Origin of the sequence: Alteromonas portus (assembly GCF_005117025.1) — a bacterium.
Taxonomy (GTDB): Bacteria; Pseudomonadota; Gammaproteobacteria; order Enterobacterales; family Alteromonadaceae; genus Alteromonas; species Alteromonas portus.
Genome location: NZ_SWCO01000005.1, coordinates 565890 through 582455 on the forward strand (window position 1 = coordinate 565890; position 16566 = coordinate 582455).

Below are 16566 nucleotides of genomic sequence, written 5' to 3' on the forward strand. Positions count from 1 at the left end.
TTAAAAGGACTAAAACTTTCGCCAATTTGCGGGTACTGCGCACTAACTTCTATTACGAATACCTAATACGTAGAAATAGTTTCAAAATGATGAATAGTGTTGAAATCATTTTCTCTATTGAAGTGTTAACTTGCTCGAATAGAGCACTTTCGCTTTGTAAAAGTCACCCTGTAAAAAACATCGTTACCTACTGCGCCAATGACGCATTATTTAAGGTTTATAAACGTAATGTCGCACGTTTCTTTACTGATGTTTTTATTTTAATTGGCTGTTCAATAAAAATAAATTGTATAGTGTTCTAACTATTGTTTCAACTTGTGAGCATTGTCACAGAAGCGGAATTACTAGGAGTAACCTTCGAAATTTGATGGTAAGTAAATGATTTTAAATAGTAAAAGTGTAAACATTAAAAATATAAAGAATTAGCTATCTCCATGCTTAATTCACTTTTGATTGACCTATTAAAGGTGCGAAAATGTTTAACTGAAACTAATTGAGTTGGAATAAAGGCTAAAACGCGCGGGGCTATAAGCAATGATCTAACAACTTTGCGCTACACAATTTGATAGAGCGGAAATGAGACGCTAAAAGGGCAGATGAAGCCCTTTTATCATGTCAGATAAATATTAAGGTAGACACTACGCTAACGCCTGGGGCGAGAACCGTTAAACAAGCATCTATTTCACTTTAGGTGTTTAAACTGCAATGGTAATAACCTGAGTTGATCGAAAGGGTGGCAGCATCACCTTTATTCCAAAACACGACATTCTTGTTGTTGGTGTATTTGGCCCCCGAAGCTGAACGCGATAATTGCACAATGTGATGGGTATTGTTTAATGTTAAGGCCAAGGTGTCTGGCCCCAGCGTATTTACTTGTAATGTAGCGAGATTGGCATTAGGCGTTTCACATGTATACGTTTTGGTCGACTCTTGGCTGTTTGAGCTAACAACATCTTGTTTTTGCAATGAAGTTTGTTCAGACAACACCGAATCAGTATTAAGGTTTGTTGAGCTTGCTGCTCTATTGGCTGCCGACTGTGAGGACTGCGCTACAATCGCTCTAATGATTTCGTTACCATTACCGTCATAAAGCACCAGCCAAGTATTTTCCACAATCGAATAACTTTTCGATGCGGCTAGCATATCGATAAAGCGTTGTTCTTGATTCATCAGTGCGGGAGCACATGCCTTCTTGGTGAGAATGAGCTTATCAGTGGAAAAGGGTTCAGTTGAGTTTTCATCACTAAATACTGTTTCGGCTTCTTCTACATTAAGCGCTCCAGTAAACTGATTACAACCTGTACTACCGCTGATTCTGCTTGTGTCGCCGTTTGAATTTACGTTAAGCGTAACATGACTGAAATCGATAATTCCTGACCGACCTATACTCTCAACCTGCCAGTGACTAGCTGCTAACGTAAGTGGTTTGCCTTCGGTAAGCTTTTCACTGCCTTCGCTTTCATCTGAATAGAGAGAGGGAGCCGAGCTGCACGCTGTTAAAGAGAGAAGCGCTGAACCTGCCAAAGCACAAAGGTACTTCCTGTAAGTCATGAAAACTCCAATTGTTTTAATCAATTTTACTATGATTCGTGATTGCCTACGAAGTTCACCCTAAGTTTCCTGTCCTAAATAGACGTTGGTTTAGTTTGTCGTCAAGACGACAGTTTGTGAGGGCAGTAGCAGAGTAAACTGAAATCTCGATTTAATTTGTGGTTGATGCAGTATGAAAAATTTAGAACAGCACTTAAGTGAGTACGCCAAGTACCACAGAGATCAAAGAAACATATACACCCATTACGTCGGTATTCCGCTAATTGTTTTCTCGGTTTTCTGCCTACTAAGTAAGCCTGCGTTTCTAGTGAGCGCGCCATTTTTTGGGGAGCTGATCATAAGCCCAGCGCTGTTTGTTTGGGCAATTGGTAATGCGTTCTACATTAAGTTAGATATAAAGCTTGGCGTAGTGATGACGCTTATCACGGGGGCTATGGTCTATTTCGCTCAACCTATCGCACAGAATGAAATGGGAACATGGCTTGCTATCTCACTTGGCATTTTTATTGGTGGTTGGGTGCTACAGTTCATTGGTCATCACTATGAGGGTAAAAAGCCTGCGTTCGTAGACGACATAATGGGGCTGGCTATAGGACCACTATTTGTGCTTGCTGAATTGAGTTTTGAATTGGGCCTTAGAAGTGCACTTAAAGAAGAGATTGAACGCCGCTCCGGACCCGTAAAGTAACTGCTTTAGACAGCGCGTTGAAATAACCAGTCTCAACGCGCTGTTATAACATAAGCGCTAAGCTTTCATCTTCTCTATCGTTTCTTTACGCAATTGTATTTTAGACTCAGCAAAAGACTGTCTAGGCAACATTTTCAACTTTTCTGCATAACCCATGGCTGTCGCTAATACCTGCTCTTGAGGTACTGCCGCATCTAAAAAGCCCGCTTTTACCGCTTCACTGCCTTGATAAATACGTGAGAAAAGTAAAGCTTCAGTTTGAGACGTATTCGCTAATCTAGCTTTGGCTAGTTCCATACCGAAAGGCGGGAGTACCATACCAATGGCGGTTTCATTAAGACCATACTTAGTATCTGCGTCTTTACCAATGCGCAGGTCAGCAGCCATAAGCATAATTGCGCCCATTGCAATGCTGTGACCTTCTGCAGCAACGACTACAGGTAGTGGGAAGCTATATAGGCGTACGATTAGCTCAGCGCCTTTTGATACCAACTCGTGTTGTTTGGCTTTGTCGTCGGCTTTCATTACCGATAAATCAAACCCGCCGCAAAACTTGCCTTCACCGCCGTGTAATACAACCGCTTTTGCGTTTTGCTCTGCTTCATCTAAGGCATCGTTAAACTGCTGAATAAGCTCAAAGCCAACGGCGTTAACTTTTCCGTCGTCAAAGGTGATTACTGCAATATCGTTATTAATAGCTAAATTAAACGCCATGGTATGTCCTGTCACTTTCTTAGTAGGAATTAATTTACGTTACACTCTGTTAAGCGCAACTTTCTAGCAGTGATTGTAGGTAATTGATTTCTTTTATGATAGTGCTTTAGGCTTCATCTTCGGGATATGTGCTATGAATATCGGTAATAATTCGCGGAAGTTCTGCAATAAGCTTCTTTTTATATCGGCGTTGCCTGCGACGCGCTCTCGCGTTATTAGCCCGCCATTGCGCTCGCTTATCTTTCACAATTCGCTCTAGGTCTTGGCCATCCTCTATTAAAATTGCGTCGTTAATGGTTGTTCGTTTTGTCATACTAAAACTCCAGCTTTAGCTGCTTATTGCGCCATTGTTTCGAGTGTTGGTTGAGTGCGTGAAGCGAGACACTCTCAGTGGCTATTTGTTTGGCAAGGTTTAATGCAGCGCTGGCTTGCTCGTCGGTCAGGTTTTTATAGGCCGGCGAGGGAATGACCTCATACCACGCACAGCCGACAATATTGTCTAAAATCACCCGCATAAAACAGTGGTCATGATGTATTGGCCAAGTGCTTTTCTTCGTTGAAGCAATAGAAGGGAGCACATTTTTCGCGTAGTGTAAGAATTCTCGTAGGTTACTTTTGTGCTCTGTTGAGTTTGAGAGATAAGCGTGTGGGAATTGGTTCTGAAGGGAAGGTGTGTGCATGAGTGATTTAGCCCTCGTCCAATTCGTTTACGCACTTTTATTACGACATAGCAAGAGTTTACACGACACCAGTGAAATTCAGAGTTACACTATTTTTAGTTTTACTGTTTTGTTTATAGATTATTAGTTTATAGATTCTTAGTTTTATGAGTTTTAGCCTGGTGCTAAATGCTCATTATTAATTACATGGTTGGTTAATGCGCCCTCATTTAAAAATTCTCGTTATAGAAGATGCTGTTGATCTGTTGGAACAAATTACATCAAGTATAGGCAACACGATTGCTTACTTTGACAGAAGTGACGTTGAAATAAGCCTGCTTGAAGCGAACTCCGTTGCAAAGGCACTGCAATTTGTTCGTGAAGACGGTGACATTCAGGCTGTGGTATTTAGCTGGGATGTGGTAGCGAAGGTTAAAGAGCTGACGGACGTAGTGCCTTTAAATGGCGTATTTAATGAAAATACGAGCACCGCAGCCGAAAGCGTCAGTGCACAAAACGCGAACGAGAAAACCACAAGCGAAAAGTCGTCTGCACGCAACGCGGTGATTGATAATAACGCCAGAGTTATCGACGCCATTAAACGCATTCGCCCAGAACTTCCCGTGTATGTCTTAGGCGATGCAGTAAAAGGGTTGGATATTGTAAACCAAGCCAATGGCATTGAATCATTCTTCTATCGTAACGACATTATTTCAGACCCAGAGTCCATTTTGGGTTATATCATCAATGATTTTGATGATAGAAACGAAACGCCATTTTGGACTGAATACAAAGACTATGTGGTAGAGTCTAACGACTCGTGGCATACGCCAGGTCACAGCGGTGGCGCAAGCTTTAGAAATTCACCCTATATCAGTGATTTTTATCGTTTCTTTGGGCGTAACGTGTTTGTTAGTGACTTATCGGTAAGCGTAGACTCGCTGGGCTCACTATCAGATGGCACTCACGCTATTGGTAAAGCGCAAGCCGCAGTCGCGAATACATTTGAAGTTCGCCATTCCTATTTCGTCACGAACGGATCTTCTACATCAAACAAAATTATTTTGCAGACGCTGTTGCGTGAGGGCGACAAAGTTATTGCCGACAGAAACTGCCACAAGTCAGTGCACTACGGCATTATTCAGGCGCGAGCCATGCCAGTGTATTTAGACAGTGTATTTAACCCTGAATACGGTATATTTTCACCGCCTAAAATGGCGCAAATTAAGCAGCTTATTGAAGAAAATACTGACGCGAAACTTATCGTGCTGACGGGCTGTACCTATGACGGGTTATTGACCGACCTTAAGCAGGTGGTAAATTTAGCCCATGAGCATGGCATTAAAGTGTTCATTGACGAAGCATGGTTTGCGTATTCCTTGTTCCACCCTGCATTACGTGACTACTCTGCTATCGCCGCTGGGGCAGACTATATTACTCACTCTGCGCACAAAGTGGTGTCGGCGTTCTCGCAAGCATCATTTATTCATGTAAACGATCCGGATTTCGATAAAGACTTCTTTAAAGAAGTGTTTGCAATTCACACCAGTACCTCGCCCAAGTATCAACTCATTGCCTCGCTTGATGTATGTCGTCAGCAGCTGGAAATGGAAGGCTACAAAATCCTTAATGAGCTATTAAGCAATGTTGCCGAACTCAAATCGCAAATGGCCAAGTTCAAGCGACTTAAAATACTTTCGCCTAGTGACTTTGCGAATATGTTTTGTCACTTTAAAAGTGACAACATTGGGCACGACCCGCTTAAAATCTTAATTGACGTTTCGGCGCTCGATTATTCAAATCAAGAAATACATCGTTTCTTAATGGACGAAGTTGGTTTAGAAATCGAGAAGTTTACTCATAGCACTATTTTAGTGCTGCTTACGTTAGGCGGAATGCGCTCTAAAATTGTAAGACTGTACAACGCGTTAAAACGTCTTGATGACGGCGCCGTTAACCTAAGCAAGCGCAAGAGCAAGAGTCCGTTACCGGCAGACATTCCGCCAATTCATTTAGACGACCTTCCGTCAAAAGCGTTTTTCAGCCCTAGGGAAGCCATTCCATGGCAAAACAGCGTTGGACGTACTGCAGCAGGTTTAATTACACCGTATCCGCCTGGTATTCCGCTTATTGTTCCTGGACAGAAAGTGGAACAAGCGCACATTGACTATCTTCAGGCACTGGCAAGCCAGAAGCTTACCGTCCAAGGTATTTACGACGGTGAAATTTATGTTGTTGCTGAAGAATAAACTGAACTAATAAATAAAAACCTTAAAGTTAAAAGGAATTAAAAATGATGAAACGTTCTTTGCTTGTATGCGGCTTAATGTCAGGTCTTGTTGCTTCCCCCTTGAGCGCTAAAGATTATGTAACAAGCGAACAGTTACCTGAGTGGTTTAATACATCATTGAAGAAAGAGGCGAGGGACTTGCCTCGCACCCGAGTGTCGCTACCGGCGTTTCCTATCAACGCAACCGCCATTGGTACGTGGTCTGATGCTAAACCTATTGATGACTATTGGTATTTTACCGTTGATATTGGGTCAGAGTCTCCCGTCGAATGCTGGGCTTTTCAAGACTATGACGGCTTAGCAAACTCTCTTGTGAATATGATGAAATATGCAGTATCCAATATTTCAAAAGCGCAGGAGAAAGTGCTCGATAGCCAGTTTAATTTTAGTTTAGATATGTCAACAATGGGTGATACACCGGTTTTCGCCTACAACTTACTGTACAACCTTGGTGAGCCTGAACAGCGCGTGTCGGGCCTGCTCAAGGGAATGTCTGCAGAAACAGCAAATGGCCTTCAAGTGTGTTTACACAATGAAGTCGGCTACCGAGAAACATTTAAAGACGTGTTTTCCTCTTTTGTTAATGCCGTAGACAAATCCTCAAACCCACAGCCTTTCTTTCACGCCATTAATGGTATGAAAATGCATGGCGAATTAGTGGGAGTAGTGTCGGAAAAATTTATTAAAGATGCCGACGGCGATGTGGAGATTGTTGAGACAACGTCGTTAATATTACCTGTCGATGGAAGTACGGTAGCATCCACTGACGCCCGCGTTCGTTCTTGGAGTCGGGCTGATGGTACACTAATTAACGCCTATCAGTATGCAGTAGAAAATAGTGAATTAAGTTCTGCGATGGGCGTTTCTATGCCAGACGATAAATGGGTGTTAGAAGGTGAAATTCAGGGGAAGGCAATTTCTTCTGAACTCCCGTTCACCGGAGAGTTTATTTCAAACTTTGGCGCTTATCTTGAGACGCAAAAACTTGCGGCATCAGATAAAACGTCGGCTACCTATTATATGTGGAATGCTGACACAGACCCCACCCAGGCGACAGCCACAGAGCTGCAAAAAAATGGCACTGAAAATGGCTTACTAAAACTGACTGCGGACGTCATAGGTTTTAAAGTCAACTATACAGTGGATGAGGCGTTTATCATGCAAAACGCTGAAATGAAAATGGGGCCTATGAATTTCCACATTTCACCCATGTATGTGTCTGGTAAGCCAACAGAATTGTAACTCGGCTTTCGATAACTTATGAAACATACAATAGTCAGAAAAAAAGTCGCGATTATCACGTTATTACTTGGCCTTTTTGCTTCCAACACTGTTTATGCGCAAAGCACGCCTAAGTTCGCAGTAATCCCTCTAACGCTAAGCGAAAATGTGTCGTTGCCTCTTGGAAATGAGATAGTGCTTGATGTAAAGGTTTACGACCCCGACTTAGTCAGTACGGTTTTAGGCCAGTGGCGTGGCATAGAAGTAGCAGGTCACCACAATGGTATTTTAAGGCTTTCGATAAGTGAGAATGTAATGGCAGTGGTAGATGCCCAATCCCCACACTCTCAATATCTTGCTAATACGTTTGTAATTGACTATGAAGAAGCGTCAGTTAAAGCAGTAACCGACGCTTTCTTGTCTGATTATGGTAAAGGTGTAAAAGCAGAGGATGAAGGCAAAGGTGCTAGCGTTCAAGAAACAAAAGTAGAGAGTTACTCTGCTGAGGTAGGCGCGGAGATTGAAGCATTTGTTGCAAACTATATTACCGAGCCTTCTTATATTCATAGCTTCTCCTTTGCATCGACGGTTGCGAAATCTAAAAGCGGAGATTGCACAGAATACGCGGTTCTTGCTGCCGCATTAGCACGAGCGCTTGCTATCCCAGCCAGAGTCGTTATTGGTACGATAATAGTTGACGACGGTAGCACTGTCGAAGCAATTGGTCATGCATGGAATGAGTTTTGGCTTGATGGGCGTTGGTGGAGTATAGACGCAGCAATGTACGGTGCAGAGTCTCTTAACACGTTTTATTTGCCTTCCCATATTTTAAGTAACGAAGGGCCTGGTTATGCTTTGAGCCTCTCTAAAGCGGTACTAAACAGCCCCGAGAGTATTACTGTTGTTCAAAAAAGATAGGTGATTTCTTATCCTATTGGTGATTGTATGACGCCTTTTTTACTTCACTATTAAGCGTTGCCGCTTTGCGTTTCGGGTTTCATACCTTACACTTGCGCCGAAAGTTATAAAAAGGGCAGTGCAAATGAAACTAAGTGACGTGAAAAAGCTTCATCAAAAGAAATTTAGAACGCAGTTCGGATTCTATTTGGTGGAAGGAGAGCACTTAGTTTTAGAGTTAATTAATGTTGCTAAGCATAACAGCAGTACATTAGGTGATATCACCCTTTATGTGACAGCTGATTATGAGGCGTGGGTGAAAGAAAGACTTGTTTCTTCAGTCTCTAATATGAAGGTAGAATCGGTATCGTCTCAACAAATGCAGCAACTAAGCGATACCAAATCACCTCAAGGTATTATTGCTCGCGTTCCACTTCCTAACACTTCGTTAGGCTCACAGCGGTCACAAACCAACATTTCCCCAAACAAATCCAGTACCGAAAAGTACATCTATTTGTATGAAGTTCAAGACCCCGGCAACTTAGGCACCATACTAAGAACGCTAGCGTGGTTTGGCGATTTTACGCTATTACTAAGCCCAAACAGTGTGGACCCATATAACTCGAAAGTTGTGCGCTCAAGTATGGGGGCTATTTTCCATGTGAACATGGAGTTAAACGTAGCGCTTGAAAGCCTAAGCGAGCGATTTGAACGTTTCGCTTTCTTGGATATGAATGGTGACAATATCACCTCTAACACCTTTGGTGATTACCAGTGTTATCTGTTTGGCAACGAAGCACGAGGCGTGCCTGCTGACGCACTATCAAAGCTAAACGCAACGGCGTATACCATTGCGGGAAGTGGTAAGATTGACTCGTTAAACTTAGCCAGCGCTGTGAATATCTGCGCTTATGAATTAACCCGTTAAGTTCAGCCCCTCAACTCGATTACGATAGGAATTAACCATGGCATTACAATGGTTCCCTGGGCACATGCACAAAGCCCTGAAAGAAATTAAAGAGTCGCTTAATCAAGTAGACATTCTTATTGAGGTGCTTGACGCGCGTATTCCATATTCCAGTGAAAACCCCGAAATTGCAAAAATACGCGGCGATAAGCCCTGTATTAAAATTCTTAATAAGTATGATTTGGCAGACCCAGAAATTACTGCGCGCTGGCAGGAGAGCTTAGAGAAAGAGCGCGGCGTGAAGACGATCACGACCTCTAGCGATAACCCGGGCAACAGCAAGCAAATCATGCAGCTAGTTAAAAGTATTTGTTCGTATAAAGAAGGTCAGCCAAAAGCAATTAAAGCTATGATCACGGGTATACCTAACGTGGGTAAATCGACGCTAATTAATATTTTAGCCGACCGAATCATTGCGAAAACAGGTAACGAACCCGCTGTAACGAAAAGCCAGCAGCGCATAAACTTAGGCAGCGGTATTATCTTGTTTGATACACCGGGAGTACTGTGGCCTAAGCTTGAAAACCCACATTCAATTTATCGGTTAGCTTCATCGGGCGCTGTTAAAAACACCGCGATGGAATACGACGATGTCGGTTTTTTCGCGGCAGATTACCTTATTAAAGCGTATCCAGAGGTAATGAAGGAGCGCTACAAGCTGGACGAGTTGCCTGACACTGAAATAGAGTTTCTGGAAGCCGCCGCTAAAACGCGCGGAGCAATTCAAGCGGGTGGCCGCGTAAATCTTCATAAAATATGCGAGATCCTGCTTAAAGAACTGCAGTCGGGCAAGTTGGGGCGCATAACGCTAGAGACACCGGAAATGCTGGAAGTCGAGAAAGAAGAAATGGCACTTGAGGCGGCAAAGAAAGCAGAAGCGAAAGCCAAGCGTAAAGCAAAATTCAAAACAGGCTCGCTAACGCCTGATAAGAAAGATCGGAAAGAAAAACGAGAAGAGAAGCGTCAAGAACAAAGCCGTAGAATGCGCGCTCAAAACAAAAAATAAAAATATAGTATTTTTTGCATCCAAGCATCCTATTGAGTCGTTTGGTTAACATGCTGTTTACATTTTTTGGTGTGATCCCAGAGATAGAACGGCATGTTAACTTAACAAGAATAGGATGCCACAATGCACAAACGTCCACTGGTTTTACCCACACTCACACTACTTACATTAAGTATCACCTCTCACTTCGCCCTTGCCGACCGAAATAAGGGTAAGGTTCCTATCGTCACCCCGGAATGTTCAGATATCGCTGTTTGTAAGCAGCAGGGTATTTTTACAAACCCCTTTGAAGAGCCGCTAGTGACGGGTGAGTTCCCGGACCAAAACAACACGAACATTACTAATCCACTCAACAACTATCCAGATAACGGGAAATGTGAAGAAAACGAAGACGGTGTGCTGAAATGCAAGCCAGCTGCGGGTAGTTTGGCGCTATTGAACGATGGCCGTATCCTTTATTTTAATGCGTTAGAAGGTACCGAAAACGTAGAATATAACGCGCTGTTGGAAATCGGTTCAGCGATAATTAATGATCAAACCCGCGTGCTGACGATGAAAAACGACAATGCAAGTTGGATAGCGCCATCGCCTGTCGATGCAGGGGCTAACCCTGATGGCAATGATTCAGAAACCATTATTGGCGATATCACGGGTTTTTTAGGTACGTCGTTGCCTCTTGATTTGAACACCGATGACGATAGAACCAATAACGACGGCGCGCTTTTTTGTGCCGATTTGGTCGGTCTGCCTAACGGCGAGCTTATGGCTGTTGGTGGAACCGATTATTATCATGAGCCTGGCGTGAATACGAGCCTACTTGGCGAGCCTATTAATTTCGGGTTGTCTGAACTAGAAGGGCTGAAAAATAGCCGTATTTTCAACCCCGAAGACAACAGCTGGCGCAAAACAGGGGATATGAACTTTGGGCGTTGGTACCCTAGTGCACTGTCGTTAGCGAACGGAAACGTGCTGGTAGCTAGTGGCGTAACTAAGTTAGTGAAGCCGGTTTATTTAACCCGCCCTGAGACTTCAGGTCGCAATGTTACGGTTACCGAAACCTACGACACATCGTGCGGAGAATGGACCGATAACGGCCCGCTGGCCGAGCGTTCACTGCCTCTCTATCCAAGATTACATCTTCTACCTAACGGTCATGTGTTTTACAACGGTGGCGGGCAGGCATTTAACCCATTTGGGCAAAGCTACGATCAGGCATTATGGAATATCGTCGCGGCGTATGATCCGCAGTCTAAAACATGGGCTGACCTTGGTTTTGCTGGCTTACCGCTTCACTTAAGCGAAGCGGGTATTTCTGACTTGGCAAGCTTCCTAAATGTGACTAACACACAAGCGGATGAGTCGTTAAGTGGTTTACTCACGGGTTTAACGGAAGAGTTTATTTCCAATCCCTTCGATGCGTTAGCGCCTATAATCGACGACCCCTATCGCTTAGCTGATGTACAAGCCCTGCTTGGTGCTGGATTTAGAGGCTCAACGTTTTCAATGATGCTGCCACTCACGCCAGATGAGAACGGTACGTACAGTAAAGCTGAGTTTCTTACCGCTGGTGGCGTGTTAACCGGTGTTGCGGCAACAAGCCCAGGTTTATATTTAGGGACGAATTTAGCGCGCATCGACTCGGTAACTATTGAAGGTGAGAAAATGCTTTATGACTCTCGGTCAACGGGCAGCCTTCAGCAGGGGCGCTGGTATGGTACGGGCGTGTTGTTGCCTACAGGAGAAGTGCTGGTTGTATCGGGTGCTGACAGAGATGAAGTGGTGCTGCCGGGTTCGGGTAAACCTATTTTGAAAGCGGAAATATTTAACCCTGAAACTGAAACATTTGAGCAGGTTGCCGAACAAAATAGACCGCGTACTTACCATAATTCTGCCGCATTGTTACCTGATGGTAGTGTATTAATTGGTGGACATGCACCCATTAACACCGCTTATGCGTATAGCGTTACGCTTCCAGGGTTTTCTCCAAACGACGGAAGAGATCCTTCCTTTGAAATCTATAAACCCTCTTATATGTTTGGCGACCGTCCTGCCATCGGAAAAAGAAACAAAACTGTCGCAGTGGGAGAACGTTTTGCGGTAGGCCTTAAAAATACCGATGCGGCAACAGCAGCCATGAATGCCAATATAGAGTCGGTAGTGTTAATAAGACGTACTAATATCACTCACTTGATTGACGGTGATCAGCGCAGCGTAATACTTCCTATCGTACGCAAAACTGACAGACGCGTTGTAGTTCAAATGCCAACGCAGCAAGCCGTGGTTCCACCAGGGGATTACATGCTGTTTGTTAATGCGCGTAATGAAAACGGCGAGTTAGTTCCTTCAGCTTCAAAAGCCATTACGGTAACAGGCGAACTTTCGGCGATGTGTCAGTAGGAGAATATAGCCATGATTAAGCAAGTAATCTTAATAAGCACTGCGTTATGTACGTTTCTATTGGTATCTGCAAATGCATCAGCCCACGGCGCTTCAGCTGTTGCGGGGGAGTGGCTGCCTGTCATTGATAAAGCCAACACCCAACACGCCAATGTAACTTCTCAAATTCAAAGCTCACCATTGGGAAATGAAATTCTTGTAGAGTTTACCGGCAAAGGAAAGCTTGAAGTGCTTGGGGACGATGGTGAACCTTTCATTCGCATAATGCAAAGTGGCGTTTATGCGAATTGGGATCACCCTATGTGGTATAAGGTACAAACCGCGGGGCCCAGGCCCTTGCCGGAATGGGTGACAGATAACAAGGTGGAATCTAAATGGTCGCAGGTGAGTAAGAATAATTACTATGGCTGGTATGACAAACGACTTGAAAAAACAGATGAGCACGTAGAGACGTGGAATGTAGCGATTGCTTTAAACGGTGAGCGTAGCGATATTTCTGGTTACTTTAAGTCTTTGGCGCCTCCTGCCAAGCGTACTTTAGTAACTGTAGATAATGCGTCGTCACCAATTGCGGACTTGAACGCTATGGTGATCCCAGGCGCTGAACGGGCAATTCGAGTTAGTTATAAAGGGGACCACCATATGGTGGTTTTGGATGAATACCAATCGCCCATGTTCAGATTTAGCCCAAAAGGCGTGGAAGTGAATACGCACAGCAAAGGGTGGCAGTCGCTTGGACGCGCGCCAGTAAGTACTGATAAACAATGGGTTAAGCTGTCTTCTCAAGCCGCATACACCTGGCCTGACAATCGGTTAGAAAATCGGAGTGAGGACGGCTGGAAGATCCCTGTGTTCTGTCACCAAGATAAAAAAGTGAAATACATCCAAGGTGGGTGGGTAGAGGTCGCAAGTCTTCACTGAAAAAGTAGATTTCATGCAATGCTCGATTGCTAAAGCTTGCGCCATTCGGTAAAAGAGCGATAGGCTTTAATGCAACATCAAAGCATTCATCAGGAAACGACGTTGGACAATATTCAGTATTTTGATAAAGCATTGTTTAAACAGCTAAAACAGACGGCGGCAGAAAGCCCTCGTCGACGAGCTAACTTAAACGTTCATAAATCTTATGCTGATATGGTTCAGCGTCTTTTTATTGCCATAATGCCAGACTCCTATGTGCGGCCTCACAGACATGTGCAGCTGCATAAATGGGAGTTCTTCATGGTAGTAGAAGGCGAGCTAGATATTCTGTTCTTCAACGATGAAGGCGTAGTTACAGAAAAAGTTACGTTAGCGGCAAATGGTGAAACAAGTGGAATTGAAATTTCCCCTAATACTTGGCATGCAACGGTGTGCCACAGCCCAGTAGTTTTCATGGAAGTTAAACAGGGACCTTACGAAGTGACAGACGATAAATGTTTTGCAAGCTGGTCACCTGAAGAGAAAAGCGACCTTGTGCCGCGCTTTCTCACCTCCCTAAAAGAGGCTGAAGTCGGCACTGATGTTAACCACGTGTACATGTCTTTGACTTAAAACTGCTCAATCCATTCTGTTTTTTTATACTTTCCAGTTTGGAAAGTCGTTGCTATTGCTTATCTGCATGGTATGGTTAAGGATAAGTGACACGAGGCGGCTATGGCATCCATTAATGTTTCAAGTCTCAAACTTTTCCACTTAGTCGCGGCAACAAGCCGTTTGTACAAGTACATTGTAAAAAGAGAATTATTATGCGAAACGTTTCAACTGGTTATTTTTATAATTTTAATTACTGATTGCACCTGACCATTGGTGTTCAGGGGCAAGTATTGGCTTCTGGGCACTGCAGGTAAAAACGTTTTGCAAAAGCCCAGAAGGTATCACCATCTGGGCTTTTTTAATGCCCGTAATTCTCGGTAAAAGACAATGAAAGAAATCACACTAGGTGACATCAGAAAGCAACATAGAGTTAAACAGGAAGTAGTAGCGATGGCCTTATCGGTCACGGCCTCAGGTGTAAGTAAACTGGAATCAAAGCGCATTCAGGACGTTTCACTTCAACGTGCAGCCGCTTATTTGGCAGCCGTTGGTGGGAATATGAAAATTGAAGTGACTATGCCTGACGGCGCTACTTTACAAGTGGGGTAATAAAAGTTGGGCTAAGATAGAACATCGACAACTTTGAGCTGTAAGATAATGTTTAGATATCTGTCAAAAGTTGGACAGCTTTGCTTGAGAGTGATGTTTATGTTCATTCCCTATAAGCATTGAACAAACATATTTTTACGACTAATCGCTTTAACTAAAATACTTCTGGGTTAAAATATAGCTAAATCGATTACAAGGAGTCTTCCATGGCCGTTCACGAAATTACCCATCCGCTTATTGCGCACAAACTAGGGCTCATGCGATATGCTAAAATTAGCAGCAAAGATTTTCGCGAGCTTGCCTCTGAAGTGGGAAATCTTCTGACTTATGAGGCAACGCGAACATTGCCGACCGAGCGTGCAATGATTAAAAGCTGGTCCGGCGATGAAGTAGAAGTAAGACAAATAAAAGGTAAAAAAATTACGGTCGTTCCTATTCTTCGCGCTGGCCTAGGCATGCTTGAAGGCGTACTTGAACTGATTCCTAATGCGAAGATTAGTGTAGTGGGTCTGTACCGCGATGAAGATACACTGCAGCCAGTCGCCTACTTTGACAAGGTAGTAAAAAATATCGATGAACGCACCGCACTGATTGTTGACCCAATGCTGGCAACCGGGGGTACTTTGATTGCGACAATTGACCTTTTGAAAAAGAAAGGCTGTCGAAGAATTATGGGGCTATTCCTTGTTGCAGCGCCTGAAGGTATTAAAGCTGTGGTTGAAGCTCACCCAGATGTTGATATTTTTACCGCAGCTATCGATGATAGATTGAATGATAAAGGCTATATCCTACCGGGGTTGGGAGATGCTGGAGATAAAATCTTCGGTACGCGCTAAGAACGAAAATATCTAAAATTTAAGCCATAGAGCAATTTGTTACACAACTCATGGAGTTTACGCTAAATTTCTCGCGTTAAACGTTTAAGTTAATGATATAGTCAAAGGGTAGTCCGAGCGCACGCTTGCTACCCTTTTTTGTTTATAAATCTGGGTAGTTAGATTTGTGAAAAGAGCTAAAAACAATGAAAAAAACAAAACTTACCCTAAAAGATGTTGCTGAACAGCTGGGCGTTTCAACTGCTACTATTTCAAACGCATTCAACCGCCCAGATCAATTATCGAAGGCGAAACGCGAAGAGATTTTAGCGCAGTGCAAAAAGATTGGTTACAGCGGCCCAAATAAAGCTGCACAGATCCTCAGAAAGGGCACATCAAACATTGTGGCTTTGGTATTAGCCGATAGCATTTCATATATGGTCAGTGATCCCGTAGCCAGTACCTTTATCAAAGGTGTTTCGTCTACGCTGCAAGAAAATGGCAAGCACTTACTACTTTACGCCGGAGACTCTGACAGTATTCTTGATGTCGTTGATTTCGTTGACGGTTTTATCTGTTATGGGCAGCCGCGTAATAGCAATTTGGTGACGGAGTTAGCGGTATCGCCTAAACCCGTGGTGACGGTTGATTTTGATATTGAAGATAAGCCGTCTATTAACATTGATAACGAGGAGGCAGCGTATCGCGTTGCTTCTCATGCGTTAAACGAAGGTGATAATGTGGCAATCTTTGGCCTTCGCCTCATCGATTCGCCTTCAACGTGTCGTATTTATGATAGCCCATTGATTGATGTGGACCACTCCATTGCTCACCGTCGACTCGACGGTTACTTAAGAGCAGCTGAGGAAAAAAACATTACGGTCAGTAACGAGCGCATTTGGCACCTTCCAGAAAGTGACAGACATTTTGCAAGGCAGGCAGCTAAAGAAGTACTAACTAGCTCCCCCAGACCTAACGTCGTTTTATGTATGAGTGATATTATAGCGCTCGAGCTGCTGCACTTAGCACTAGATATGGGAATAAAGGTTCCAGAAGAGCTTAAAATAACAGGTTTCGATGGTATTGAAGAAGCTGAAAGAGCTCGACCTAGCCTGACAACAGTATGCCAGTCTAGTGCAGGTAAAGGTATTGAAGCCAGCAAAGCACTACTCAATATGGTTTCAACTAAAAGCACACTTCCATTTGAGCTTCGCATCGGAGAGACGGTATAGCTGCT

The 16566-nt window shown here is 43.7% G+C and carries 16 protein-coding genes; 12 read left to right on the forward strand and 4 right to left on the reverse strand.

From position 1 onward, the window contains the following. Positions 1-687: 687 nt before the first annotated feature. The gene (locus E5672_RS10395; protein WP_136782132.1) at positions 688-1551 is read right to left on the reverse strand and encodes an META domain-containing protein; all 864 of its coding nucleotides are present in this window, start codon (positions 1549-1551) and stop codon (positions 688-690) included. Positions 1552-1723: 172 nt separating this feature from the next. Between E5672_RS10395 and E5672_RS10400 the strand changes: the two genes are divergently transcribed. After that, positions 1724-2239 (forward strand): Mpo1 family 2-hydroxy fatty acid dioxygenase, encoded by a 516-nt coding sequence (locus E5672_RS10400; protein WP_136782133.1) that lies wholly within the window; start codon positions 1724-1726, stop codon positions 2237-2239. Between the two features lie 57 nt (positions 2240-2296). Here E5672_RS10400 and E5672_RS10405 read toward each other — a convergent pair whose 3' ends face one another. The 3 genes from E5672_RS10405 to E5672_RS10415 form a co-directional block, all read right to left on the reverse strand. Further along, complete coding sequence (locus E5672_RS10405; RefSeq protein ID WP_136782134.1) at positions 2297-2953, reverse strand: crotonase/enoyl-CoA hydratase family protein; 657 nt, start codon at positions 2951-2953, stop codon at positions 2297-2299. Positions 2954-3059: 106 nt separating this feature from the next. Further along, a complete protein-coding gene (locus E5672_RS10410; RefSeq protein ID WP_136782135.1) occupies positions 3060-3266 on the reverse strand; it encodes a hypothetical protein in 207 nt (68 codons plus the stop codon). 1 nt (position 3267) lies between these two features. Next, positions 3268-3633 carry a hypothetical protein gene (locus tag E5672_RS10415; RefSeq protein WP_136782136.1) on the reverse strand — a complete coding sequence of 122 codons (366 nt, stop codon included), beginning with the start codon at positions 3631-3633 and terminating at the stop codon, positions 3268-3270. 197 nt (positions 3634-3830) lie between these two features. On the opposite strand from E5672_RS10415, the gene E5672_RS10420 reads away from it, so the two are divergent. The 11 genes from E5672_RS10420 (at position 3831) to E5672_RS10470 (ending at position 16561) form a co-directional block, all read left to right on the forward strand. Continuing rightward, a complete protein-coding gene (locus E5672_RS10420; RefSeq protein WP_136782137.1) occupies positions 3831-5861 on the forward strand; it encodes an aminotransferase class I/II-fold pyridoxal phosphate-dependent enzyme in 2031 nt (676 codons plus the stop codon). A 44-nt stretch (positions 5862-5905) separates the two neighbouring features. Continuing rightward, positions 5906-7144 carry a hypothetical protein gene (locus E5672_RS10425; protein ID WP_136782138.1) on the forward strand — a complete coding sequence of 413 codons (1239 nt, stop codon included), beginning with the start codon at positions 5906-5908 and terminating at the stop codon, positions 7142-7144. 18 nt (positions 7145-7162) lie between these two features. Further along, positions 7163-8041 carry a transglutaminase-like domain-containing protein gene (locus E5672_RS10430; protein WP_136782139.1) on the forward strand — a complete coding sequence of 293 codons (879 nt, stop codon included), beginning with the start codon at positions 7163-7165 and terminating at the stop codon, positions 8039-8041. A 124-nt stretch (positions 8042-8165) separates the two neighbouring features. After that, positions 8166-8948, forward strand: coding sequence for a TrmH family RNA methyltransferase (locus tag E5672_RS10435; RefSeq protein ID WP_136782140.1), 783 nt, complete (start codon positions 8166-8168; stop codon positions 8946-8948). A 37-nt stretch (positions 8949-8985) separates the two neighbouring features. Then, positions 8986-9993 carry a ribosome biogenesis GTPase YlqF gene (ylqF, locus tag E5672_RS10440; protein WP_136782141.1) on the forward strand — a complete coding sequence of 336 codons (1008 nt, stop codon included), beginning with the start codon at positions 8986-8988 and terminating at the stop codon, positions 9991-9993. A gap of 123 nt (positions 9994-10116) precedes the next feature. Then, positions 10117-12390, forward strand: a complete 2274-nt coding sequence (locus tag E5672_RS10445) for a galactose oxidase early set domain-containing protein (protein WP_136782142.1) — start codon at positions 10117-10119, stop codon at positions 12388-12390. 12 nt (positions 12391-12402) lie between these two features. Then, on the forward strand, positions 12403-13311 hold the full coding sequence (locus E5672_RS10450) for a hypothetical protein (RefSeq protein WP_136782143.1): 909 nt from the start codon (positions 12403-12405) through the stop codon (positions 13309-13311). Between the two features lie 69 nt (positions 13312-13380). Beyond that, entirely contained in the window at positions 13381-13923 is a 543-nt protein-coding gene (locus E5672_RS10455) for a WbuC family cupin fold metalloprotein (RefSeq protein WP_136782144.1), read from the forward strand. A gap of 369 nt (positions 13924-14292) precedes the next feature. Further along, on the forward strand, positions 14293-14514 hold the full coding sequence (locus E5672_RS10460) for a helix-turn-helix domain-containing protein (protein ID WP_014950268.1): 222 nt from the start codon (positions 14293-14295) through the stop codon (positions 14512-14514). A 206-nt stretch (positions 14515-14720) separates the two neighbouring features. After that, entirely contained in the window at positions 14721-15350 is a 630-nt protein-coding gene (upp, locus tag E5672_RS10465) for a uracil phosphoribosyltransferase (protein ID WP_136782145.1), read from the forward strand. 185 nt (positions 15351-15535) lie between these two features. Then, the gene (locus E5672_RS10470) at positions 15536-16561 is read left to right on the forward strand and encodes a LacI family DNA-binding transcriptional regulator (protein WP_136782146.1); all 1026 of its coding nucleotides are present in this window, start codon (positions 15536-15538) and stop codon (positions 16559-16561) included. The last annotated feature ends 5 nt before the right edge of the window (positions 16562-16566 follow it).